Genomic DNA, 25,002 nt, shown 5'->3' on the forward strand with positions numbered 1-25,002 from the left:
TTGCGTAGTGATGGATGTTTCTACGCAATCTTAATTTTAATCTAATGGGTATATATCCATATCATAATTACCAAAACCAAGTAAGTCTGAATCTGGGGGTTTTAATATAAATTGCGGGTACGATAATATACATCGCGGATGCAACAGCCAATTTTATTGGCTCTTGGTAAAATACATTTAATATTGAATTAAAACTGCACTGTAACTTTAACAATTTCATAACGCTGGCTAACCATCTTACTAATAAGATCGGTTCATCTTTGTTAAAAGACTTGAACCAAATAATAAGACGATTAAGCACAATGATATGAGACTGATTTCCTGCGTGGCGCTATTAATGGTTATACCAGCAATTGGACTTTTAACCAGAGCGGACAAATTTGCTGATCATAAAATGCCTGATACATCAGCGCATAAGCACATTGTAAATGATTCAGCTTCATTTAGCTTGTTTAATCATGTTGGTGCGACTGCTAAGTTTGATGATGCACCTGTTGTATTTACAACTGATTACCGGCTGAATTTTTTTAAGCCTGTATATCTCAACGCAAACCCTTTATTAACCATTAATAAAATAGAGTAGCCAGCTGCTTTAAGAAAAGTTCATAGGCCCTTTTCATGTGGTGTCAGATATTTCTATCTGACAATTCGTTAAATTCCATCTATTAAATTCCATTTTGATCCTTTACTCAAATTGGAGTTGCTACATTTCTAAAATGGTTCTCCTGTCAGATGATAACATCTGACAGCAATTTTAACCGACTTTAGACTAGGCACTCTAAACTAAAGACTTCAAACTCCAAACTACTTACCTTCCCACCAGACTAATGGAAACTTAATTTCATCAACAGAACTTGCAATCATATCTGGTTTAAAAGCATAGTGACCTAAAGTATCCTTACTTGATATGCCCGACAGCACCAAAATGGTTTTATATCCCATCTGAACGCCTCCTTGTATATCAGTTTCCATGGTATCGCCAATAACAGTAGTTTCACTGGTTTCCAATCCTAGAAATTTACGTGCCGAACGCATCATCACCGGACTTGGTTTACCTGTAACAAACGCTTTTCTTCCGGTTGCTTCCTCAATCATTGCTGTGGTTGCTGCGATGCCAAGGTTGTTCCATCCTGGTTTTTTGGGTGATGGATCTCTGTTCGTGGTGATAAATTTAGCTCCCGCCAGAATCATATCAACAGCACGCTGTACCATTTCGAGTGTAAAGTTTCTACCTTCTCCCAGTACCACAAATTCTGGATCGGTGTTTACCAAAGTAATACCATGATCGTGTAAACTGCTTAATAAACCACCTTCTCCTAATACATAAGCGGTACCATTTGGGCTTTGATCGGATAGAAATTTTCCGGTAGCCATTGCGCTGGTATATACATGGCTTTCTTCTACTTTTATACCAAGCCCTTTTAGTTTTCGCACTACCTCTAAAGCAGTTCTTTGACTGTTGTTGGTCATAAATGCAAAAGGAATATCTTCATCAATTAAGTTTTTAATGAATTTATCAGCGCCAAATATCAATTCTTCCCCGCTATAAATCACCCCATCCATATCTATTAATAATCCTTGTTTCATATTTTTTGTAGATTTAATCTGTTTACGTGCAAACTTAATATTTTCTTGTTCAATCAGTGTTAAGCTAAAGTCTTTCAGCAGTCAGTTTTAACCCAAACTTATCCTGCTATGTTCGAATGGTATTTCTTTCTTGTTCTTTTATTTAATAAAAAATTAATATTCAAATTGTAGCATATCTTTAATTTCTACCGTATTCATAGAAAATTAAATTATGAAAAACGCTTTTAAAGTAACCGCCATTTTTTTGATTGCATTAAGTATCTTGAGTGCTTGCAAAAAGAAAACTGATAATCCAATGGAATTCACCATTGATGCGCAAAATCTAACTCCTTGTACTGAAGGAAGCTGTCTGTATGAGTATACTAATTATGCAGCAATGTCAGATCAGCAGATGGCACTTACCACCGGGCAATACCGGATTTTTTTGGCAACGAAGAGTAATAGCTTTAGTACCACGCGGGTATATATTCAGGCACCTATGCTGGGTGATAAATTTTTATTAAATGATGCGGATATTCTGGCCGGTAAAGTAAAATATTTGTTTTCTTGCCCTACATGCGATTATATTAACCTAACGCCAATAGCTGGTACAGTAAAAGGAATCAAAGTGGCTAATTCCAATACCTCGTCAGAAAAATGGTTGCTGGATGCTCAAATTGTTTTGGCAGCTGAAAAAACTAAACTACCTATTGATACCATATACATTAAACAATATTTTAATTTAGCAGTAAAATAAGATAGGGTGCCTATGCTATGTAATAATTAAATGTACATAGGCGCCATTTTTCGCCAATAATGGGGGCGGTGCGCATTACTTTCCCATGTATAAAACTGGTTAGGCACACCTTTTTCCCATAGTAAACTACTAAGATGTTGGTTTACGCTTAAGAACGGATCAGTTTCGCCTACCGCTAGAATAATTTCCATGTTTCTAACAGCTGATAACAATCGATCGTCGTTTAGGTTAGCAATGTATTGTGCTGGCATATTCAAATAAACCTCTTCGCTATGAAATCCATTAAGCAGGTCTCTAAAATCGCCTATATTGTCTGTAAGGTCATATCTGCCACTAATGCCAACCGCTTTTTTAAATAACCAGGGGTATTTCATGGCCAGGTTTATGGCATGGTAAGCACCCATGCTACAACCAGCGGTTTCTACGTAATTGCCATCATTTTTCTGATAAATAAGCGATAATACTTCTTCAAGGAGGTATTTTTCATATTGTAAATGCCTGCCTATCCGTACGGATGGAAATACCTCATCGTTATAAAAGCTCTCTCCATCTATACTATCAACACAGAAAATTTGAAGTTCACCATTTTCAATCTGCTCACTTAAAGAAGCTATAATTCCCCAGTTTTCATAATCGTAAAACCTGGCCATACGGGTGGGAAAAAAGATAACTGCCCTTCCGGCATGACCGAAAACGAGTAGTTCCATATCCCGTTGTAGATTATGGCTGAACCATTTATGATATTCCCTGTTCATTAGCTTCAATTCTTTTGTGGAAAATTAATGCATGTATGTTATCCGGATATTAATTAAGCGTAATGATTAACCTAATTTCTCTTTAACAGTAGTTGCCCATAAACGATAACCCTCTTCACTCAGATGCAGTCCGTCGTGATCGTAAAGTGCAGGATTTGGGTTACCTTCTTTATTGAGCATTTTCTTAAATACATCAATAAATTTCCAATTGCTATTGAGTTTGATAATTTCGCTTTCGATGAGGTTATTGGTATAGCTAAACTGATCGGCCATTTGCCAACGGGTAAGGCTAGGTTTTAAGGATATAAAATAACAAGGCAGTATGCCAAACCGCTGGTTAACTTTAACCATCAACTGTTGAAAAAAGATAAATATCTCTTCTGGGTTTCTGCCATCACCAAGGTCGTTATCGCCTGCATATACCACAAGTGCCTTTGGCCTGTAGTCTATCATAATCCGCTCAAAAAACCATACACATGCTGCTAATGTAGAGCCGCCAAAGCCTAAATTAGTTACTTTCATGTAATCAAAATCATCTTCGAGACTATTCCATAAACGAATAGATGAACTGCCATAGAAAATAACACCTGGATGCTCCCGATCTAGGCGATGCGCCCTTTCCAATTGTTTAACTTCTTCTTCGTACCAGTACATAGCGTTAAAGATAAAAATATCTGCCTCTTGAAGAAATGTATTTTATGTTAAGTTTATGTTATTAGCTATTGGCTCATTGGTTCATTTGTCATTGGTGATTGGTCATTCACGAAAAATCAAAACTTAATGTCCTAAACTTCTTAATGGTCAAGGAACAAAAAGAATTAAAGATTTTTACCATTAAGGGATTAAGAATATTAAGTTTGACTTTTTCTGCAGTCTGCTACTCGCTTAGGAAAAGATGGTATAGGCTAAATTGTTTGGGGTTGGCCCATTTTTTTAAGAATGCGGTAGTGGGAGCGAAGTGCTGATAAGAAGGTAGTGTTTTCGTGATAAGGCAATCCAAATTCTAATGCAGTTTGTTTTACAATTGTAGAGATTCGTCCATAATGTACATGGCATATTTTAGGGAAAAGGTGGTGTTCAATCTGTCGGTTCAATCCACCAAGAAAGAAGGCCGAAATAGGGCATTGGGTAGCAAAGTTGGCTGTAGTACGCATTTGGTGTTCTGCCCAGGCTTCTTCCATATTACCTTCTGCATTAGTTAAAGGGAAAGTTGTTCCTTCTACTACATGAGCCAGTTGAAAAACAAGCCCCATGGTTAGTCCTTGTGCCATGTGCAGCACTACGAAACCGATTGCAACCTGCCACCACGGGATTTCCATCACCAATATCGGTAAAACAATAAAAATAAAATAGTACAGAAACTTATAAAAAAACAGGTTAAAGTATTCAACCTTCGGATGCTTGTTTTGACAGGCACCCACACTTTTCTGGAAGAACTTTTTGTAATCTTTACGAAACACCCAAGAAAGCGAAGCTAAACTATATAAAGGGAAAGCATACCATTGTTGGAAACGCTGATGGGGTTTTAACTCATCTTCTGTACAGATTCTTATTAGGCCTGGCGCTACTTCGATATCTTCGTCATGACCGGGGATATTGGTGTAAGTATGGTGTACCACATTGTGGGTAATGTTCCATACATACGGATTGGCCCCAACCATATTAAAAAGAAAACTAAAAAATGAGTTGATGCGTTTAGAACTCGAAAATGAACCGTGAATAGCATCGTGGCAGATATTGAAACCGATAAAAGCACACACTGCGCCAAGCAGAATAGTTAAACTTAAGAGAATGGCGGTATGAATAGCAGAAAGTAATATGGTTAAATAAAGTGCCAAAAATAAGATGAGGAAAAGACAAGCTTTAAACCACATCAGCGCGTTGGCATTGATACTTCTATTGTTTTCTTTAAAGTCGTTGCTTACTCTGCGGCGAACTTCTGAGTAAAATGTATTCCCTGCTAAACATGGGAATTTTGCTTTTGATTTCATGATCTTGTGCGCTAATCTACCCCATGTACGAGGTTGATAACTCCAAGTTCATTAAGCTTTATGTATCACCTGGCTAAATGGCCAAGCTTAGTTATAAACGTAAACTACTGTGTTTTAGTTTTCGACGAAGATAATAAATTAACTGTTGATGCACCCGATAACCATGTTAAATTAAAAACATTTCGAGTCTTGCCTCCAAAAAACAGAAGGCAGGCAAACGTAGCCTAACTATAATTGTTTGGAAATTAGAATTAATAAAAATACCGACTACTCGCTGTAGTTCCTCTTATTAGCCGCATAATTATGGTACCAAATATAAAAAATCCATATTAATACTACTGTGCTATAAACCAATTCGGGCTCAAATGAATCCCTGGTAGTTAACAACGCAATGGAGGAAATCAGGGCAGTCAGGAAGAAATAAAAAATATTTTTCATAACGTACTGATTTAATGAGTGTTGGATTTAGTAAATATAATAAAATATCTCCTTTGGAGCAAGTGTTTTATGAAATAATTTACCTGATTCTTATGAAAGCGGTTTTTTATCTTATTTATAAGGTGTTTTTTCTTCATTTAATTTGTGTTTTACTTGTTGTTGTGCATAATTATAGCGGTTTGAAGCTTATTTAGTTGCCCATAGTAATTAGTTTGAATTGTTGCTTTAAATTAATATGGATCTTTATCAGGATAACGTCTGTGAAGTTGTTTTACTTTAAAATGAAGTAAATAAGTTTAGGGGCCAGTAAGTAAAAGTGTCAAATGGTTAAGAATTAACTTAAAATGCACAAAATTGTGGCACAAGAGAATTTATATTTTTTTGTAAGTTTACCCGGCAACCAACCAGAAACAATAACGCACACAAATGATTAAATTTTCTTTAAGCTTAATTTCTTTTACACTAGTTTTTTTTGGATTAAAAAACTTTTTTAGCGAACCAAAGATACAACACGTATCACCTCCCGAATTAACGATTACCAATTTCGCTGGGCCCGATGTTACACCAAGCCCAGCCTGTTTAGCCGTGGCACCAACAGGAGAAGTATATGTTGGTGTTGATATGATCGGCTCTTTAGGTAAAGATCCTGGTAAAGGCCATATCCTTAAATTGATAGATAAGGATAACGATGGTAAAATGGACGAACATGTAGATTTTGCAGAAGTGGATAATCCACGCGGTATTATTGTTCAAGGCAGTCAGGTATACGTATTACATACCACTTTTTCTAAAGAAACAAAACAGGCTACAGGGATGAATTTAGTTGTTTTCGAAGATAAAGATGGCGATGGAAAGGCCGATGGACCCGAAAAACCACTTATAGAGCATATCAGTAATGCCAAATATATCCGCGAACGTGGAACAGACCATGCCACTAATGGCATTAGAATGGGGATCGATGGATGGATTTATATTTCTGTAGGAGATTTTGGATTCCATGATGCAGTAGACCGTTCAGGTAAAAAACTAACCATGTTAGGCGGTGGAATTATGCGTGTTCGTCCTGACGGAACTGAAATGGAAGTATATACACATGGTACACGTAATGTTTATGATGTAGCTATTGATCCTTACATGAACGTTTTTACCAGAGAAAATACCAATGATGGTGGAGGATGGAATGTTCGTTTTTCGCACCACATACAATCTGGAGAATATGGTTACCCGGTTTTATTTCAGAATTTTACTGATGAGATTATTCCAGCACTTGCAGATTTAGGTGGAGGATCGGGTACAGGCGCATTATTTATGGATGAACCAAACTGGCCTGAACAATATAACCATGTACCAATGATGGCCGATTGGGGCAGAAGCATGCTTTATATTCACAGAGTTACCACTGATGGCCCAACCTTTACACAGAAAGACGAAGAGTTTATTAAACTACCTCAGATTACCGATCTTGATGTAGACGGTTCAGGAAGACTATATCTGTCTGCTTGGGATGGCGCAGGTTATTCCGGTAGTCCAAATAAAGGCTACATTGTTCGTGCAGTGCCAAACAACTGGACATACAAAGCTTTTCCTGATGTTAAAAAAGCTTCAATTAAAAAATTAACCGAGCTCCTTAAATCGAATAGTGCTGTAGCCCGTTTAACTGCTTCGCAAGAATTGGTTTTACGCAACAATAAGCAAGCTATTGCAGCGGCTTTAAAAGTTGCTTCCGATCAAGGTTTAGCACTTGATGTTCGTATAGCCGGTATGTATACCTATGCACAGCTAACCAAAGAAAATGGCATTGCAACTTTAGTAGAATTTACTAAAGATAAAGCAGTTAAGGAATTTGCTTTAAAAGCACTTGCTGATCGTAAAGCCAATATAGACAAAGTACCAGTTGAGCCATTTTTACAGGGCTTAAAAGATTCTTCTCTCCGCGTTCAGGCTGCTTCTATAATTGGTTTAAACCGTTTGGGCAGGGCAGAGGTTGCCAATGTGCTTTTACAAACCAAGGTGCCTGCTTCTTTTACAGCACCTGCAAAAGGTACTGAAGGACCTCATGCAACACCAAATTCAGCCATTATTTTGCCTCACTTAGCTGTTCGGGCCTTAGTTGATCTTCAGGCTGTAGATGCTTTGCTTGCTGCAGTTAAAACCGAGAATTCTACCCTTGCACTTTGGGCATTACGTTATATACACAACGAAAAAGCTGTAAACGGGCTGATCGAAAACCACAAACAATCGAATGATGAGAAATTAAAACAACAGATCCTGGTTACATTAGGCCGTTTGTATAAAAAAGAAATTGCCTACGATGCTACCTGGTGGTGGGGTACACGCCCTGACTCTCATGGTCCATACTTCAAGGCTGTTTCGTGGGAAGGTTCTCCTATTATAGAGAAATTTATGAAAGAAGAGGCTACCAAAGCCGGAGCGCAAGGAAAACAATTTTACGTTGATTTAAATGCACGCCAAAGGATGGATATTGCTGAATTTGCCGAAGAAGAAAAAGTAGCGGCAGCTGAGGAACCAAAAATTGATTTAGATAAGATCAAAAACAAAAAAGGTCAGGTAGGTAAATCATCTATCGAAGATGTATTGTTGGCTATCAATAAATTAGAAGGCAATCCGTTAAAAGGGAAAAATATTTTCAATAGTCAAGGTTGTATTGCCTGCCATAGCTTAAGCAAAAGTGAGAAAATGAAAGGTCCTTTTATGGGGCAGATCGGCTCTATTATGAACCGTGAGCAGATTGCAGAGTCGATATTAAAACCTAATGCCTCCATTTCTCAAGGATTTGCTTCGGTAATGATTACTGCCAAAGGTGATCGTACCTATATGGGCTTTATTACAGAAGAAACAGCTGCCAAAGTAGTGGTTCGTAATATTGCAGGAGAGGTTTTTACCATTAAAGCAGGCGATATCCTGTCGAGAAAAGAAATGGAAAATTCGATGATGCCAGAAGGTTTGGCCAATTCATTATCATATGAAGAACTGGCTTCGTTAGTTACTTTTTTATCTGAACAGAAGAAATAGTTTCCGCAATAAAATTTGATGAGGATGATCTGTAACGCATGAAGAAAAATCAGCTTATCACAATTACATGTACGATCATAACCTTGTTTTGCTCAACGCTTGCAGTAGGGCAAAACAAGGAAATTGATTCAACTTTTAAGATGCCCCCGCATCCAAGATTATTGATAACCCATGAGCTTGAAAAACAGATCTTAGAAAATTTAAAGAGCGATCGGAGGTTTAAACAAATTCATCAAGCCATACTATCAGCGGCTGATCATGTTTTAAATAAACCCGTATTAGAGCGGGTGATGATCGGCAAACGTTTGCTTGATGTATCAAGAGAAGCACTTAAAAGGATTTATTACCTCTCTTACGCTTTTAGGCTTACACATGATAAAAAGTATTTAGCCAGAGCAGAAAAAGAACTGCTTGCTGTATCCGACTTTAAAGATTGGAACCCAAGTCATTTTCTTGATGTGGGCGAAATGACAATGGCTTTATCAATAGGTTACGATTGGTTATATCAAGATTTAGCCCAAACTACCCGAAGTATAGTTGCTCTTGCTATTCTTGAAAAGGGAATACAGCCTTCGACAGACAAAAGGTATAATAACTGGCTAAATATTACCAATAACTGGAATCAGGTATGTAATGCGGGTATCTCATTTGGTGCAATAGCTACTTTTGAAGCGCACCCTGCTTTATCAGCCAAACTGATTAACCGGGCAATAAAAAGTGTAATCCTGCCCATGAAACAATATGCCCCAGATGGGGCTTATCCAGAAGGTTATGGGTATTGGGAATATGGTACGTCTTTTAATGTGATGTTTATCAGTGCTTTGGAAGGCGTTTTTCATCACGACTTTGACCTAAGTGCTCAACCGGGTTTCCTTAAAACTGCTGATTATCTGGCTAATATGACGGCTCCTTCGGGCACACCTTTTAACTATTCTGATAGCAGGGCAGCTGCCGAATTTAATCCTGCACTTTTTTGGTTTGCATCAAAATTAAACGATCTGGGCTTATTATGGGTAACTAAAAAACAGCTTGATGAACAAATGCCTTTACAGAATAGGTTGCTGCCATCTGCAATGATCTGGGGAGCTAAACTATCACTTAATCATATTCAGCCTAAAACTGCACAATTTTGGATCGGAAATGGTCCTAATCCGGTCGCTTTGATGCGAAGTTCGTGGACCGATCCGCAGGCTACTTTTTTAGGGTTTAAAGCTGGCTCGCCTAGTGTTAGCCATGGCCATATGGATGTAGGGTCTTTCATCATGGAGTCGCAAGGGGTACGTTGGGCTATGGATTTTGGGATGCAGGAATACGAATCGCTCGAATCAAAAGGCATTAACCTTTGGGACAGTAAACAAAATGCACAGCGCTGGAAAATATTCCGCTATAATAATCTCGCACACAATACCCTTTCAATCGATAGTACTTTGCAGAATGTTAAGGGCAATGCTGCTTTTATCAGTAGTGCTGATAATGGTCAGTTTATGAACGCTGTTGCCGATCTGAGTACCTTATATGCAGATAAACTAAAAAAATCGATTAGAGGGGTGGCCTTGATCAATAAAAAAACGGTGCTGATCCGTGATGAAATAACCGTAGGAAACACTGATGTAACACTTCGGTGGTCGATGGTTACACCTGCTACTGTGCAAATTATTGATAAACATACCATCGAATTAAGTTATGAAAACAAAAAATGCTATCTCTTCGTGGATACAAAAAGCGAAGTTAAAATGAAAACCTGGTCAACCGATCCGGTTACAGATTATGATGCCAAAAATCCAGGGACTTCGATTGTAGGATTCGAAGTAAAGCTCAAAGCGGGTAGCCAACAGGCCATATCAGTTTTTTTGAACGCTGAGAACCCATCAATAAAAAGCTTTTCTGCTAAACCCATAGCCAGTTGGCCTACAAAATAAGTAAGCGTTGTAGCTGATCTTAATCTCTACTTTCTAAGCGTTTATGTTAACGATAATTCTTTTTAAAAGGTAAAAGGATGAATTTTATTGTTACCGTCGAGCAATTTTTATCATAAAATTGCGCCAGTTGTTTTGGTTTAAAAAAACAAAACTTACATTTAGCGATTAAATCTATATACCTAGTCGATGAGCAGATCGAGCAGGTATGACCACCAGTTATGGAAGACCATTTTTTTGAACAAATTATTAAGAACCCTCTTGAACAACCAAATATTCCACCCAATGAAGTGATATCCAGTTGGGCAGAAAAGCTAATTCAAGTACTTTTTCCAGAAAATTCTCCGAAGGTATTTTCAACAATTATAGAAGTAAAGGAGTGTATAGCTATTTTGGAGCTTGAACTTTATGATATCATATCTGCAAGTTGTAAGCTTAAAAATAGTGAATGTAAAAATGCAGCTGGTCAGTTTTTCGAAAAACTACCGGAGCTTTATCGTGTATTAAATACTGATATAGTAGCGATTTATGAAGGCGATCCGGCGGCACAGAGTAGGTTTGAGGTAATTAGAACCTACCCCGGTTTTTATGCCATCTGTTTCTACAGGATTGCCCATATGCTTTATAATTTCGGTATACCGCTGGTTCCAAGAATTCTTACCGAATACGCCCATTCTAAAACAGGTATCGATATCCATCCTGCAGCCAGTATTGGCGAGTACTTCCATATTGATCATGGAACTGGGATAGTTATCGGCGAAACCAGTACAATAGGCCGTTATGTGAAACTTTATCAAGGGGTAACACTTGGCGCTTTGAGTGTTAAAAAAGCATTGAAAGGCAGCAAACGCCACCCAACAGTAGAAGATAGGGTAGTAATATATTCTGGAGCGACTATACTAGGTGGCGAAACCATCATCGGGCACGATAGTATCATAGGAGGGAATGTATGGCTTACTGAAAGTATCCCTGCTTTTTCTACGGCTTATCATTCTCCAATAATTACTATTAGAAACCATAAAGAAACCAATTAAATATATTAAAATATGGCAGGAATAATCGATCTGATCGGAAATACGCCAATGGCTGAACTTCAAAAGTTGAATATTAACCCAGCTGTACGGGTATATGCCAAATTAGAAGGAAATAATCCAGGCGGTAGTGTTAAAGATAGGGCATCGCTTAATATGATCAGAAGTGCGATAGAACGTGGTGATATAGCTCCCGGAACTAAATTGGTGGAGGCCACAAGCGGTAACACAGGGATTGCATTGGCCATGATTGCAAGCTTATATAACTTAGAAATTGAACTGGTTATGCCAGCCAATTCTACACGCGAACGTAAGGTAACTATGGAAGCCTTTGGTGCAAAAGTAACCCTGTTAGAAAGTATAGAAGAATGCAGGGATTATGCGGAAGAAAAAGGAGTTTCAAAAGGATATTTTTTATTAAATCAATTTGCAAATCCAGATAATTACCTGGCCCATTATAAAACAACGGGACCAGAAATATGGAGAGACACCGAAGGGCAGATTACGCATTTTGTAAGCTCAATGGGTACCACTGGGACTATTATGGGCTGTTCGAGGTTTTTTAAGGAAAAAAATAATGATATTCAGATTGTAGGCTGTCAACCTACTGAAGGTTCTTCTATACCAGGTATCAGACGTTGGCCTGAAGAATATTTACCCAAAATATTCGATCCGCTACGGGTAGATCGGGTAATGGATATTGCACAGGAAGAAGCAACTTTAATGTCGAGACGAATGGCTAAAGAAGAGGGTTTGTTTGCGGGTATGAGCTCGGGCGGTGCCTGTGCAGCTGCTTTGAAGATTGCCAGTGAACTAGATGAAGGAACCATTGTTTTTATCGCTTGCGATCGGGGAGATCGCTACCTGAGTAGCGATCTTTTTGGTTGAGCATAAATCATTAATCTTGTTGGGCTTTTTTTGATAAAAGCATCCGGACCCTTTGCGTAATGGCTTCCATTTCAAAGGGTTTTTCTATGTAATCATCCCAATGCGTTTTATAATAAGCGCTATTATGAATGCCATTTCGTGATGACATGATCAGGATAGGAATGGAACCATGTACCGATAGCTTTAGTTCTGTACATATCGTTCTTCCATCGGTCATACCTAACCAAATATTGATTAAAATAATATCAGGTTGGAAGGCAGCAACTTTGGTATGTAAATCCATCGCACTGGAAAGACCCATCGTAATGTAGCCTTCAAATTCGAAGATCATCTTTATGGCATCAAGCGTTGCAGGGTGATCTTCAATAATTAATATTTTTGGTTGAGATGCGGAAAACATTTCTTTGTGTTATTAATTAAGGAAAGCGAAGATTACCTGTGCCTCTTTTTTTAAGCAGTAACTCAAATATTTTCGAGTCTGTTCTAGTGAGGGCATCAAGAGAGTTGCGTAAGCTCTGGTTTACCAGACTTAAATTGGTAAACATGGTTCTCAGTGTTTCGTTTTCATCTCCCAGCTCCAAAAGCTCATTGGCTATACTCCCAAAATCTCTAATCCAGCTGTCAAAACAGTCTTTATCAATTTCTAACGCAGTATAAATTTCTTCAGGATCTCTGCCGTTGTAAAAATCTTGGATGCTGCTAATAATTTTGGTAGGGGTGTTATTCGGTTTCATGGTTGGTTTTGCATGCTGTTGTGCAGAAGGCTAAACCGTCCCCTGTTTAGACCTCCTGCGGCACAACAATATTTTAAAAAGTTTTCATTAAGGATATGGACAAAGAAATAGAGCATTTGAGGCTTATCAAAATTTTTGTCTACGCACTAATACGCATCAATTTTAAATGTTTGGATTTCATGGAATAAAAATAAAATTTAATTGATATTCAGTTTACTTTATATATAGTTTGATGAATCAGCGTTTTAAATAAGCCATGCCGTCAGGCGTGTAACAAATCATCCCGGAAAAGACCGTTTCTGTCGACATGGCTAAAAATGTGAGTACAACCCAGACAAAATGCATTAAGCCTGTTTGGTTAAAAAACGGTATCGCACCGCGTGCACTCTAAATAGCTATATGCAAAGAGGGTGCGGCAGCTTGTTCTTGGTAATACTCATTTCTACGCACGTGTGCTTAAGTTCTTGTAGTAAAGAAAGTTAAGTAGTTTTTGATAATTTGTTATAGAAATAAAAGCAAAGAAAAAGTCATCTATTTTTGTATGTTATTTAGGACGATTTAATAAGGTCTAACATCCAGGAGTGTATATTTGCTTCACCATCTATTCCCAGTTTTAAAAATGTTCATCATTAATTAAATTTTACATGGGCCCTGGGTTTTTTGTTGGGTGGAATTATTTCTCCACCAGATGCGGTATCAGCATTTGCCATACTTAAAAATGTTAAAGTACCTAAAAGGCTCACTACCATATTAGAAGGCGAAAGTTTATTAAATGATGCATCCAGTTTGGTGGTGTTCCGCTTTGCTTTAGCGGCGGTAATGACAGGAAGTTTCGTGTTTAGTAAAGCCGCAGGTAATTTTGTAGTGGTTATTGTAATGGGTATTTTGATAGGAATTGCAGTAGCCTTAGTTTTTTACGCTTTGCACCGATGGTTGCCCACCACTACAATATTGATATTATCCTTACTTTTTTAACGCCATATGTAATGTATATCACTGCAGAGGAGTTTGAGTTTTCTGGTGTATTGGCTGTAGTGAGCGGTGGTTTGTTTCTTTCGGCCCGCAGAGACCAGATTCTTACCCATCGAAGTCGGTTGCAGGGCATAAATGTTTGGGAAGCCGTAGCTTTTGTACTGAACGGCTTTGTTTTCTTGTTAATTGGCTTAGAATTTCCGGTAATTATTCATGGTTTGGGTAACGATGGTCTTTTACCAGCTATCCGTTACAGTGCCATTATTTGCCTGGTTTTAATTGTTACAAGGTTAGCCAGTACATACGGTGCATTATACTTTACGCGTTTCATCAGTCGTTATATTACCACAGCAGATCCAAATCCAGGTTGGAAAGCACCTTTACTTTTTGGCTGGGCGGGAATGAGAGGAGTGGTTTCTTTGGCTGCTGCACTTTCTATTCCGGTAGCATTAAAATCAGGTGAAGCTTTTCCTCAGCGTAACTTAATCTTGTTCATCACTTTCAGCGTGATATTGGTCACTTTGGTTTTACAAGGCCTAACATTACCAGCATTGATAAAATGGGTAGATATGCCCGATCCGGATTATACAGTTTCCTTCGAGCAACAAAAACAAATGGTGAGAAAGAAATTATCCATGTTATCGTTAAAAATCCTGGATGAAAGGTATCACGATGCTTTATTGCATAACGATATGATCAGATCGATAAAAATTCGTATTGAGGCAGAAATGAAATTGTTGAGAGATTGGGAAAAAGAGGAAAACATTTCAAGGTCTGAAGGCTTTTATCATGACTATCGCATCGCACTTGAAGATATTATGGCCGAACAGCGTATTTTGCTGAAAGGACTAAATAAAAAAGAGCAGATTAATGATGAGCTGATCAGAGAACAACTAGAACTGCTCGATCTCGAAGAAGAAAAACTTCGCAGGCATTTTAGTCAACGGGATATATAAATACCAAGCCTCTTTTTACTGCACAATTTCTCAGTTTATGCAATTAAATGTATAATCATAAAGGAGTAATATGTCCACATTGTGCGGCGCCTTAAATTCGTAATTAATGATAAATGGCTAGCCGATACTACTTGTAACACTCTAACACTGGCTATTTGAGTTACGTGTGCATAAATGCCTATAAGTAACAGCTGAAAGGATTAAAATATAATGATATATTTGCTAATTAATTTAGTAAGCATGTCAGTAAAGGTTAATATCACTTCAAAGGGAATACAAAAGGTACTTAAAAACTATAATGAAAAGCAAGCCATTGCGGAGTACATTTGGAATGGTTTTGATGCCAATGCGAACACCATACACGTAGATTATGTGGCCAATTCGCTTGGTCTATTAGCGCAGTTAACTATTGCTGATAATGGTTATGGAATTAATTTTGATCGCCTACAACAAAAATTCGATCCGTTCTTCGAATCTGAAAAATCTATTCAGATTGTAGCGCCAAAGCATACCTCGAAAATGCATGGCCGTAATGGGGTAGGGAGACTTACCTTTTTTACCTTTGCGCACGATGCCGTTTGGCACACCACTTACCAGTCAGAACAGGGGTTTCGTTATGGCGAAATACAAATTAGCACTGGTGGTTTAAACAGTTATAGCCACGATTTTACCACTGCTCCGAGCAATACTGGTGAGACTGGAACCACTGTTTCTTTTACTAATTTGAGGATCAGTCAGCAAGATGTAGAAGAAACGGTACTTCCTTTTTTGATAAACGAATTCTGTTGGTTTATTGAGTTAAACAAGCACAAAAACTATTCGATTATTGTAAATGGCGAAGCATTAGATTTTAGCAGCAATGTTAAAACCTTAGAAGAGTTTAATCTTTTTTATCCCGATACCGCCGTTACTTTTAAGATTAAATATGTTCATTGGAAAGAAAACCTACACAAAGAACTGTCTAAATACTATTTTTTAGCCAGTGGTGAAGAAATTTATAAAGATTACACCACCCTAAATAAAAAGAGCGACGATTATTTCCATAGTGTTTATATAGATAGCGATTTTTTTCGTGATTTCGATTTTAAGAGTTTCGAAAATGAAGGGCAGGTGGCCATATTTGGTGCAGCTAAATCTTCAGCCGAGTATAGATTTCTAATTAAAGCGTTAACAGAATATCTTAAAAGTAAACGTAAACCATTTTTAAAGGAATATGCCAACCGCCTTGTCGAAACTTACGAACAGGATGAGATATTTCCAGTTTATGCTACTGAAAGAGAAAAAGAATTAAGAAAACCAGCGCTGGTTAATTTAATTAAGGCATTATATGAAGTAGAACCTAAATTGTTTAGCAGTTTAAATACCGATCAAAAGAAAACTTTTGTGCGCTTGATCGATCTTCTAATGCGCTCTAACCTACGTGATGAGATTTTTGAAATGTTCAATGACATGATCGAATTAGAGGCCGAAGAGCAGGATGAGCTATTGCAATTGATAAAAGGCCTTGATGAACGTGAATAATATCCGTACAGCCATTTAAAAATACCTTCTTTATTCTTTTTTACGCATAAATTAGCTACGATTATTCACAAAACTTGTGATTTTGATATTATATAATCATTTTTATAGCAGCAGTTTAGTTGTTATGCCCGTTTTATGAAGATCACTTATTATTAAATCTTACTGTTTTTGTATGACTGAGCAGGTAGGATATTTTGAAGCAGACATCCCCTTAAAAATTTACGGGCTGAGTGAAAAATCGGTTACAATAACATTCGGAACGGCAATCGATAACGATTTGTTGAGCCTGATTACCGATTTTAATCAGTTGTTGTTGCAAAATCCTTTTTCTGGTTTAATTACCACAGTTCCGGCTTATACAACATTAACCGTTTTTTTTGATCCGTTAAGTGTGATGTTATCAGATCTTCCGGGTGAAGCTTGTTTCGAAAAAGTATCGGCGCATTTAAATAAAATTGCACAAACAAAAAGAGAAAAATCAAGGGTAGTCGCTGATAAACGTGTTATTCCAGTGTGTTATGGTAGCGATTTTGGTCAGGATCTTTTAACGGTAGCCCGCACCAATAACCTTACCGAAACTGAGGTAATTGATATACATACTGCTGGCCAATACATTGTTTTTATGATCGGCTTTGTGCCAGGTTTCGCCTATATGGGCGGTATGGATATCAGATTATCAACGCCTAGAAAAGAAGTGCCTAATGCTAAAATACCCGCTGGATCTGTAGGTATAGCAGGCAATCAAACCGGCATTTATCCTTTGGAAACACCTGGCGGATGGCAGATTGTTGGAAAAACACCATTAAAGATGTTTGATGTAAATCGTTCGCAGCCATCACTTTTAAAGGGAGGGGATCTGGTTACTTTTAAAGCCATTGGTATAAATGAGTTTAATACTTATGCTGAAATATGAGTATGAAAATCAGTATCATTAAGCCGGGCTTATTAAGCACCATTCAAGATATAGGTCGGTACCGATACCTTTCGCAAGCTGTACCTGTTTCAGGCGTCATGGATGAGTTGGCTCACCGATTGGCCAATAAAGCAGTTGGTAACGATGATCATCATGCTACCATTGAGTTTACCTATGCCGATGCTTCATTTAAAGCTGAAACACCTATTCTGGTTTCTTATTCTGGCGATGGTGCATGCATGGTTTACAATAATGAGCTAATGCCTGCAGAAAAGCCATTGTTTTTTCCAGCAGGTTCCGTTATAAAGCTAATCAGTAACACCATTGGCACACGTACCTATTTGGCTATTGCTGGTGGATGGGATGTACCGGATATAATGGAAAGTAAAAGCACCTATCTTACTGCTGCTTTTGGGGGCTTTAAAGGGAGGGCATTGCAAAAAGCAGATGTTTTGACTAGCGGTACTGTTATTAACGAAGTATCAAAATGGATATTAGAACAATTAATCGATCGGTCGTTAACCTACCCAAATTGGCGCATTTCGCGCGAAAGTTTACTGCCAGAGCAAAGACAAGCCATTAGAGTTGTACTCGCCAATGAAATCAGTTGGTTTGATGCGACATCCATTATTTCATTTTTAACCAATTCTTATACCATCGATAGAAGGAGTAATCGCATGGGTTATCATTTATCGGGGAAGCCATTGGTGAGAAAGGTTAAAAAGGAATTGCTCAGCACAGCAGTAGCCCCTGGGATTATTCAGGTAACCGGAAGTGGCGATTTGGTTATACTCATGGCCGACTGTCAAACAACAGGTGGTTATCCACGTATTGCTCACGTTGCAGCGGTCGATTTGCCTTTATGTGCCCAGTTAAAACCTGGCGATACCATTCACTTTTCTGAAATTTCGAGAGATGAGGCGGAAGAACTTTACCTCGAACGTGAACGCGATTTATCATTGATTACCATGGCAATAAGCCTTAAATATATTAAAACATGAAAATGATCGATCTTAATTGCGACATGGGAGAAGCATATGGGAATTATGCTATGCCCAATGATGAAAAATTGATGGATTATATTTCATCGGCAAATATTGCCTGCGGCTTTCATGCTGGCGACCCGACTGTAATGCATCAAACTGTAGCTTTAGCCTTAAAAAAAGGAGTGGCCATTGGTGCGCACCCTGGTTTGCCCGATTTGCAAGGCTTTGGTCGTAGAGAAATGAAAATTACTGCAAATGAGGCCTATCAGCTTACTTTATATCAAATTGGTGCATTAAGTGGTTTTGTAAAAGCTGCAGGTAGTAAATTACATCATGTTAAAGCGCACGGTGCATTATATAATATGGCGGCCAAGGATACCGCTTTGGCAAAAGCCATTGTGCAGGCCGTTTACGATTTCGATACAGGTCTGATCTTATATGCTTTAGCAGGCAGTAAGATGATAGATGAAGCTGAAAAAATTGGTATAGTAACCGCATCAGAAGTTTTTGCCGATCGTAGTTATCAGGATGATGGTTTACTTACTCCACGCGCAGCAGACAACGCTTTAATTACTAGCGAAGAAGATGCTGTAAATCAGGTTTTGGGATTTGCTTTAAAGCAGGAAGTAAGGAGTATAGACGGAAATCGTATTGCAGTTAAGGCTGAAACTGTTTGTTTGCATGGGGATGGCACACACGCTGTTGCTTTTACTAAATTAATAGCTGAAAGATTAAAAAAAGAAGGTATTATAATTAAAGCCCCAGCAATATGAAACCAAAATATAACTGGAGTGTACTTTTAGGGGCCGCTTTTTTAATGGCTTCATCGGCCATTGGTCCCGGATTTTTAACACAAACAGCCGTTTTTACCCAGCAGTTAGGCGCAAGTTTTGCCTTTGTGATATTGCTATCCATCATTTTAGATGCCATTGCACAGTTAAACATTTGGCGGATTATTGCAGTTGCTGATAAACCTGCTCAAGATATCGCCAATAAGTTATTTCCAGGTCTGGGATACTTTATTTCTTTTCTGGTTTTTTTAGGTGGTTTAGCTTTTAACATTGGTAATATTGCTGGCGCTGGCTTAGGACTAAATGTACTATTCGGCATTAGTGTAGGGCAGGGCGCTGTAATAAGCGCTATTATGGCAATAGGTATTTTTATTTACAAAGAAGCAGGTAAGGCGATGGATGTTTTTGCCAAAACCATGGGACTGATTAAAATTGTACTCGCCTTAATTATTGCCTACACCAGTTCGCCACCATTAGCAGAAGCCGCATTAAGGGCTGTAAACCCTACGCAGTTTAGTTTTACAGCAGTATTAACCATAGTTGGTGGAACAGTTGGTGGTTATATTACTTTTTCGGGCGCTCATCGTTTATTGGATGCCAGACAAACCGGAATACAGAATTTAGGCGCCGTAAATAAAGGTGCATTAAGTGCCATCGGACTGGCATCTATTATGCGCATATTATTATTTATTGCTGCTTTAGGGGTGGTAAGTAAAGGTTTTACCTTAGATCCATCCAATCCGGCAGCTTCGGTTTTCAAATTGGCCAGCGGCGAAATAGGGTATAAGATTTTTGGTGTAGTAATATGGGCTGCGGGGATTTCTTCGGTGGTGGGCTCGGCCTATACCTCCATCTCTTTTATTAAGAGTTTTCACCCACTGATATTAAAATTTAACAGAGAGATCATCATTGCCTTTATATCTATCTCTTGCATTATTTTTATCTTCATTGGTAAACCCGTTAAAATACTGCTTACTGTAGGCGCCATTAATGGTTTTATTTTACCTATTGCATTAGGTATTATGCTTATTGCCGCTTATAAAACCAAAATTATTGCCAATTACAAACAACCATTTTGGTTAACCTTAACAGGTTTAGCTGTGGTATTAACCATGGTTTGGATGAGCTATGGTACCATTATACAAATGATAAAAGGAGAATAAATCTTTATACAATGAATACGATTACCAAATATTTTTGCTTTTTCCTACTATGGAGTACAACCTGTTTTGCGCAGCAGAATACAAAACCACTGGCCGTAGAGCCAGGAGTGTCTCTTGCATTGGCTAGCTCCAGAAGCGAGACAATTAGTAATATTCAATACAAGCTTCACTTCACTGTACCTGTAGAACAAACAGCTTCAATCCAATCAACTGAAAGCATTGATTTTAAATTAAATAAGTTGATTTATCTGCGAGTTGACTTTAAGCAAAATGCGGATCATATAAAACGAGTATCGGTTAATGGAAAAATCATACCTATCGATTTTAAAGCGGAACATATCTTAGTAAAGCAAGCGTATTTGAAAGTAGGTAATAACCATATCGAAATCGAATTTATTGCTGGCAACGAATCGCTAAACAGGAATAAGGATTTTTTATATGCACTCTTTGTTCCCGATCATGCCAGAACAGTATTCCCATGCTTTGATCAACCTGATTTAAAAGCTAACTTTTTACTTTCGTTAACCGTTCCAACTGATTGGAAAGTAATGGCTAATGCGGTTAAAAAAGATTCGCTGTTACAAGGCAATTTTACTACCTATCATTTTCATAATTCGGATAAATTACCCACCTATTTATTCTCTTTTACCGCAGGAAAATATACTTACATAAACAGAAAAATGAAAGGCCGTGAGATGGGATTTCTGCACCGGGAAACAGATTCAGCTAAAATTAAGCTGAGCGTAGATTCTGTTTTTATAGCACATCGCGATGCCATCGATTTTTTGGAAGACTGGACATCGATAAAATACCCTTTTCAGAAAGTAGGCTTTGTCAGCATTCCAGATTTTCAGTTTGGTGGTATGGAACACCCCGGAGAGGTGCAATATAAAGCATCCGCATTGTTTTTAGATCAGGGGGCTACCAAAGATCAGTTTATTTCGCGTTCAAATCTGATTTCGCACGAAACGGCGCATATGTGGTTTGGTGATCTGGTAACCATGAAGTGGTTTAATGATGTTTGGATGAAAGAGGTTTTTGCCAATTTTATGGCCGATAAGGTAACCGAAAAATTAATGGGCAAAAGTACTTTCGACCTTAAGTTTTTACAAGATCATTATCCAGCAGCTTACGGGGTAGATAGAACATTGGGCGCTAATCCCATTCGTCAGCAATTGGATAACTTACAAGAAGCTGGATCGATGTACGGAAACATTATTTACCATAAAGCACCAATTATGATGCGTCAATTGGAGTTGTTGATGGGTAAACAGAATTTTCAAGAGGGAATAAGGGAGTATCTGAAAAAATACAGTTACAGCAACGCTACATGGAACGATTTGATTGCCATTTTAAGTAAATACAGTAAAAGCGATCTCATCAGTTGGAACAAAGTTTGGGTAAATGAACCTGGTAGACCTGTTTTTAGTTACGATATTAAATACAACGGATATAAAATAAGTGATTTAAGCTTAAATCAAAGCAGTGAGATGGGACAGCAACGGGTATGGCCGCAATCTTTTACGGTTAAGCTGGTTTACCCAACAGAGAGTAAGATTTTGGTTGTAAATGCTAAGCTTGCTAAGACGGATTTAATTGAAGCAAAAGGTCTTCCAAAACCACAGTATATTTTATTTAATGCAAATGGTGCCGGGTATGGCCTTTTCCCGATCGATCAGAAGATGATGAACAATCTTTATGATCTTGCTGATCCGCTAGAACGTGCATCTGCCTATATCAACGCATATGAAAATATGCTTTCGGGCCAAAACTATAAACCTGATGAGCTTTTAACTGTATTGCTTAAAGGAGTAGCTATGGAGAAGAATGAAATGAATCTGAGGTTACTTACTGGGTACATCACCAATATTTACTGGACATTCCTAACCACTGAAAAAAGAACGAGCATCTACCTGGCAACGGAAAAAGTAATATGGGATGCCATGGAGCAACAACAAATGCAAAATAACAAGAAAATTTTGTTCAACGCCTACCAAAATGTATACCTGAGTGCTGAAGCTGGTAAACGTTTATACGATATCTGGTTAAAACAATCTGCCCCAAATGGAGTCAAACTATTGGAAGATGACTATAGTTCGCTAGCCTTAACTTTAGCACTTAAAACAGATACTGCTAATACAATTTTAAAAGAACAACTGGCGAGGACAAAAAATGATGACCGTAAAAACAGGTTGATTTATTTAATGCCAGCGCTATCTTTAGATGTTAAAGAGAGAGACAGTTTTTTTAATAGCTTAAAAGACCGCAAAAACCGCCAGAAAGAAGCCTGGGTAACCATTGCCTTATCTTACCTTCATCATCCGTTAAGACAATCGACTTCTGTTCAATATCTTGATGAAAGTTTAGATTTATTGACAGAGATCCAGAAAACGGGGGATATATTCTTCCCACAGTCGTGGCTGGCTTCGATATTTTCTAGCTATAACAGCGAAAAAGCAAATACCGTAGTGCAAGATTTCTTAAAGTCTCATCCTAATTACAATCCAAAACTAAAGGATAAAATTTTGCAGACTACAGATAACCTTCGCCGGGCACAGATCATTGTGCATTAACTTTAATGTAAATAAATTTGTTACATACAGGTTTAAGAAGAATTTATACTTTTGTCGCGAGAGCGTTAATTTAGATTGAAAGGGGTAAACATGAATTTGTTTGCCCTTTTCGTTTTTAAGAAGTTTTTACATTTATCTATAAAGCATCTTTATTGCTAAGGATTGAAAGCTTAGGCCCTTAACGCTCTTAACTTCTTAATGTTCAGATTGAATTTGCTTATTTTTTGGACCGCCTAGGCCATCAGAACTTAATCTAAAGTCTCATTAATCTTCTCGGCCATATGTTCATAATCGATGTTAAATATTAATTAAAAGACTCTGTTTGACTATTCAGATCGTCTAACAAACTGTTTAATAAAATGTCTCTTTTATCTTCAATCGAAGAATCATCCTGGATAAAAACGGTAAGGTTCGTGTTTTCTGTTGTTTGAGTTTGCATAAGGCTGCGTTTATGTTTGTCAATTAAATGTCTGCAATTATCTAACGTCGATTTTAGAATATAGTTTGTAACTTTTTTATTCGAACTTGTAATATCTCAATTGAGCACGGTATTAAATAAATATTGACCAAACATTGCGCTAATATTGAGGTTATATCTTTCAGGACAAAACAAATTCTTTTAATCTGGAAATCGATGAAACAATACGACGCAATAATTATAGGCGCAGGTCAGGCAGGAACACCTCTGGCTAAAAAACTTGCCGAAGCAGGCAAAAAAACAGCGATTATAGAAAAAAGGTATGTTGGTGGTACGTGTATTAATGATGGTTGTACACCAACAAAAGCAATGATTGCTTCTGCAAGGGCGGTGTATCAAGCCAGAAAAGCAACTGAATTAGGTGTTGAAATTGGAGCAATCAAAATTGATTTTAAAAAGATAAAACAACGGAAAGATGATATCGTAAACCAGTTCAGGTCATCATCCGAAAAAGGTATAAAAAGCACCAAAGGACTTGAACTAATATTTGGAACGGCCAGATTTAGTGATGAAAAAGAATTGACTATTGCGCTAAACGATGGTGGTGAAGAAAAAGTAACTGCCGATTGGATTTTCATTAATACTGGTGCAAAAACCGCCATACCAGATATTGAAGGGATAAATGAAATTGATTATCTTACATCGACAACAATTTTAGATCTTGAAACAGTTCCAGGGCACTTGGTGGTTATTGGCGGAAATTACATTGGGCTTGAGTTTGGACAAATGTTTAATCGATTTGGCAGTAAAGTAACCGTTTTGGAAAAATCATCAGGTATATTAGCCAAAGAAGATCAGGATATCTCATCAGTACTTAATAAAATCTTAACTGATGAAAAAATCGAACTGATCACCGATGTTAAAATCAGAAAAATAGAGCAGGATAAAAAACAGATTAGCATTACGCTCGAGTCTGGGAAAACCAAGAAAGAAATAACAGCAACTCATGTATTGGTGGCCGCAGGCCGTACTCCTCAGACAGCAGATTTAGGTCTTGAAAACTGCGGCGTAAAATTGGATGATAAAGGGCATATTCTTGTTAATGAAAAACTCGAAACCAATATTAAAGGGATTTATGCACTGGGTGATGTAAAAGGTGGCCCTGCCTTCACCCATATTGCTTATAACGACTATACCATCGTTTATCGGAATTTAATCGAGGGTACTAATTATTCCATTCACGATCGGCCAGTGCCATACTGCATGTTTACGGATCCTCAGCTTGGGCGGATAGGTATTTCTGAAAAAGAAGCAAAAGAGAAGAAATTGAATTATAAAGTTGCCGTTCTGCCAATGTCGAATGTTGCGCGCGGTATTGAAACAAATGAAACTTTAGGGCTTATGAAAGCAATTGTAGATGCAGATAGTAAAAAGGTACTAGGAGCTGCTATCCTGGCCTCAGAAGGCGGAGAAATCATGTCTGTTCTTCAAATGGCGATGGAAGGCGGGATTACTTACGATAGGATTAGATATTGTGTATTCGCACACCCTACTTATTCCGAATCGTTAAATAATCTATTTATGAAACTCGATAAATAAA

At 37.8% G+C, this 25,002-nt stretch carries 20 protein-coding genes and 1 pseudogene; 14 read left to right on the forward strand and 7 right to left on the reverse strand.

Annotated features, from left to right (window positions below):
- Nucleotides 1-307 precede the first annotated feature (307 nt).
- Nucleotides 308-583, forward strand: a complete 276-nt coding sequence (locus tag EZ456_RS10780; RefSeq protein WP_131529996.1) for a hypothetical protein — start codon at nucleotides 308-310, stop codon at nucleotides 581-583.
- 221 nt (nucleotides 584-804) lie between these two features.
- On the opposite strand, the gene EZ456_RS10785 is transcribed toward EZ456_RS10780, so the two are convergent.
- Complete coding sequence (locus tag EZ456_RS10785) at nucleotides 805-1,587, reverse strand: HAD-IIA family hydrolase (RefSeq protein WP_131529998.1); 783 nt, start codon at nucleotides 1,585-1,587, stop codon at nucleotides 805-807.
- A gap of 211 nt (nucleotides 1,588-1,798) precedes the next feature.
- On the opposite strand from EZ456_RS10785, the gene EZ456_RS10790 reads away from it, so the two are divergent.
- Nucleotides 1,799-2,323 carry a hypothetical protein gene (locus EZ456_RS10790; protein WP_131530000.1) on the forward strand — a complete coding sequence of 175 codons (525 nt, stop codon included), beginning with the start codon at nucleotides 1,799-1,801 and terminating at the stop codon, nucleotides 2,321-2,323.
- Nucleotides 2,324-2,349: 26 nt separating this feature from the next.
- Here EZ456_RS10790 and EZ456_RS10795 read toward each other — a convergent pair whose 3' ends face one another.
- From EZ456_RS10795 to EZ456_RS10805, 3 genes are all read right to left on the reverse strand, one after another.
- On the reverse strand, nucleotides 2,350-3,030 hold the full coding sequence (locus EZ456_RS10795; protein WP_131530002.1) for an esterase family protein: 681 nt from the start codon (nucleotides 3,028-3,030) through the stop codon (nucleotides 2,350-2,352).
- A gap of 114 nt (nucleotides 3,031-3,144) precedes the next feature.
- Entirely contained in the window at nucleotides 3,145-3,732 is a 588-nt protein-coding gene (locus EZ456_RS10800) for a GDSL-type esterase/lipase family protein (RefSeq protein ID WP_131530003.1), read from the reverse strand.
- A 251-nt stretch (nucleotides 3,733-3,983) separates the two neighbouring features.
- Nucleotides 3,984-5,069, reverse strand: a complete 1,086-nt coding sequence (locus tag EZ456_RS10805; RefSeq protein ID WP_131530005.1) for a fatty acid desaturase family protein — start codon at nucleotides 5,067-5,069, stop codon at nucleotides 3,984-3,986.
- An 864-nt stretch (nucleotides 5,070-5,933) separates the two neighbouring features.
- On the opposite strand from EZ456_RS10805, the gene EZ456_RS10810 reads away from it, so the two are divergent.
- From EZ456_RS10810 to cysM, 4 genes are all read left to right on the forward strand, one after another.
- Complete coding sequence (locus EZ456_RS10810) at nucleotides 5,934-8,540, forward strand: DUF7133 domain-containing protein (RefSeq protein WP_131530006.1); 2,607 nt, start codon at nucleotides 5,934-5,936, stop codon at nucleotides 8,538-8,540.
- A 140-nt stretch (nucleotides 8,541-8,680) separates the two neighbouring features.
- Complete coding sequence (locus tag EZ456_RS10815; protein ID WP_165501300.1) at nucleotides 8,681-10,459, forward strand: heparinase II/III domain-containing protein; 1,779 nt, start codon at nucleotides 8,681-8,683, stop codon at nucleotides 10,457-10,459.
- 218 nt (nucleotides 10,460-10,677) lie between these two features.
- Nucleotides 10,678-11,490: a serine O-acetyltransferase EpsC gene (gene epsC / locus EZ456_RS10820; RefSeq protein ID WP_131530008.1), complete on the forward strand. Its 813-nt coding sequence runs from the start codon at nucleotides 10,678-10,680 to the stop codon at nucleotides 11,488-11,490.
- Nucleotides 11,491-11,502: 12 nt separating this feature from the next.
- A complete protein-coding gene (gene cysM, locus EZ456_RS10825) occupies nucleotides 11,503-12,375 on the forward strand; it encodes a cysteine synthase CysM (RefSeq protein ID WP_131530010.1) in 873 nt (290 codons plus the stop codon).
- Nucleotides 12,376-12,385: 10 nt separating this feature from the next.
- Here cysM and EZ456_RS10830 read toward each other — a convergent pair whose 3' ends face one another.
- Both EZ456_RS10830 and EZ456_RS10835 read right to left on the reverse strand, forming a co-directional pair.
- Nucleotides 12,386-12,775, reverse strand: coding sequence for a response regulator transcription factor (locus EZ456_RS10830; protein WP_131530011.1), 390 nt, complete (start codon nucleotides 12,773-12,775; stop codon nucleotides 12,386-12,388).
- A 16-nt stretch (nucleotides 12,776-12,791) separates the two neighbouring features.
- Complete coding sequence (locus EZ456_RS10835) at nucleotides 12,792-13,109, reverse strand: hypothetical protein (protein WP_131530012.1); 318 nt, start codon at nucleotides 13,107-13,109, stop codon at nucleotides 12,792-12,794.
- Nucleotides 13,110-13,772: 663 nt separating this feature from the next.
- On the opposite strand from EZ456_RS10835, the pseudogene EZ456_RS10840 reads away from it, so the two are divergent.
- The 7 genes and pseudogenes from EZ456_RS10840 to EZ456_RS10870 all read left to right on the forward strand — a co-directional run bounded on the left by EZ456_RS10840 (nucleotide 13,773) and on the right by EZ456_RS10870 (nucleotide 22,984).
- Nucleotides 13,773-15,037: pseudogene (locus tag EZ456_RS10840) on the forward strand (cation:proton antiporter).
- A gap of 240 nt (nucleotides 15,038-15,277) precedes the next feature.
- On the forward strand, nucleotides 15,278-16,558 hold the full coding sequence (locus tag EZ456_RS10845; protein ID WP_165501301.1) for an ATP-binding protein: 1,281 nt from the start codon (nucleotides 15,278-15,280) through the stop codon (nucleotides 16,556-16,558).
- 172 nt (nucleotides 16,559-16,730) lie between these two features.
- Entirely contained in the window at nucleotides 16,731-17,471 is a 741-nt protein-coding gene (gene pxpB, locus EZ456_RS10850) for a 5-oxoprolinase subunit PxpB (RefSeq protein WP_131530015.1), read from the forward strand.
- A 2-nt stretch (nucleotides 17,472-17,473) separates the two neighbouring features.
- Nucleotides 17,474-18,472 carry a 5-oxoprolinase subunit C family protein gene (locus EZ456_RS10855; protein ID WP_131530017.1) on the forward strand — a complete coding sequence of 333 codons (999 nt, stop codon included), beginning with the start codon at nucleotides 17,474-17,476 and terminating at the stop codon, nucleotides 18,470-18,472.
- Entirely contained in the window at nucleotides 18,469-19,230 is a 762-nt protein-coding gene (locus EZ456_RS10860; protein ID WP_131530019.1) for a 5-oxoprolinase subunit PxpA, read from the forward strand. Before EZ456_RS10855 ends, EZ456_RS10860 begins: the two co-directional genes overlap by 4 nt.
- Complete coding sequence (locus EZ456_RS10865; protein ID WP_131530021.1) at nucleotides 19,227-20,411, forward strand: NRAMP family divalent metal transporter; 1,185 nt, start codon at nucleotides 19,227-19,229, stop codon at nucleotides 20,409-20,411. The genes EZ456_RS10860 and EZ456_RS10865 overlap by 4 nt, the downstream gene beginning before the upstream one ends.
- Nucleotides 20,412-20,422: 11 nt before the next feature.
- A complete protein-coding gene (locus EZ456_RS10870; protein WP_131530023.1) occupies nucleotides 20,423-22,984 on the forward strand; it encodes a M1 family aminopeptidase in 2,562 nt (853 codons plus the stop codon).
- Nucleotides 22,985-23,288: 304 nt separating this feature from the next.
- On the opposite strand, the gene EZ456_RS25660 is transcribed toward EZ456_RS10870, so the two are convergent.
- Nucleotides 23,289-23,423, reverse strand: a complete 135-nt coding sequence (locus tag EZ456_RS25660; RefSeq protein ID WP_262711985.1) for a hypothetical protein — start codon at nucleotides 23,421-23,423, stop codon at nucleotides 23,289-23,291.
- Between the two features lie 195 nt (nucleotides 23,424-23,618).
- Here EZ456_RS25660 and EZ456_RS10875 point away from each other — a divergent pair, with 195 nt between their 5' ends.
- Nucleotides 23,619-25,001 carry a mercuric reductase gene (locus EZ456_RS10875; protein WP_131530025.1) on the forward strand — a complete coding sequence of 461 codons (1,383 nt, stop codon included), beginning with the start codon at nucleotides 23,619-23,621 and terminating at the stop codon, nucleotides 24,999-25,001.
- Nucleotide 25,002 lies beyond the last annotated feature (1 nt).

Source organism: Pedobacter psychrodurus (assembly GCF_004331735.1).
Lineage (GTDB): Bacteria > Bacteroidota > Bacteroidia > Sphingobacteriales > Sphingobacteriaceae > Pedobacter > Pedobacter psychrodurus.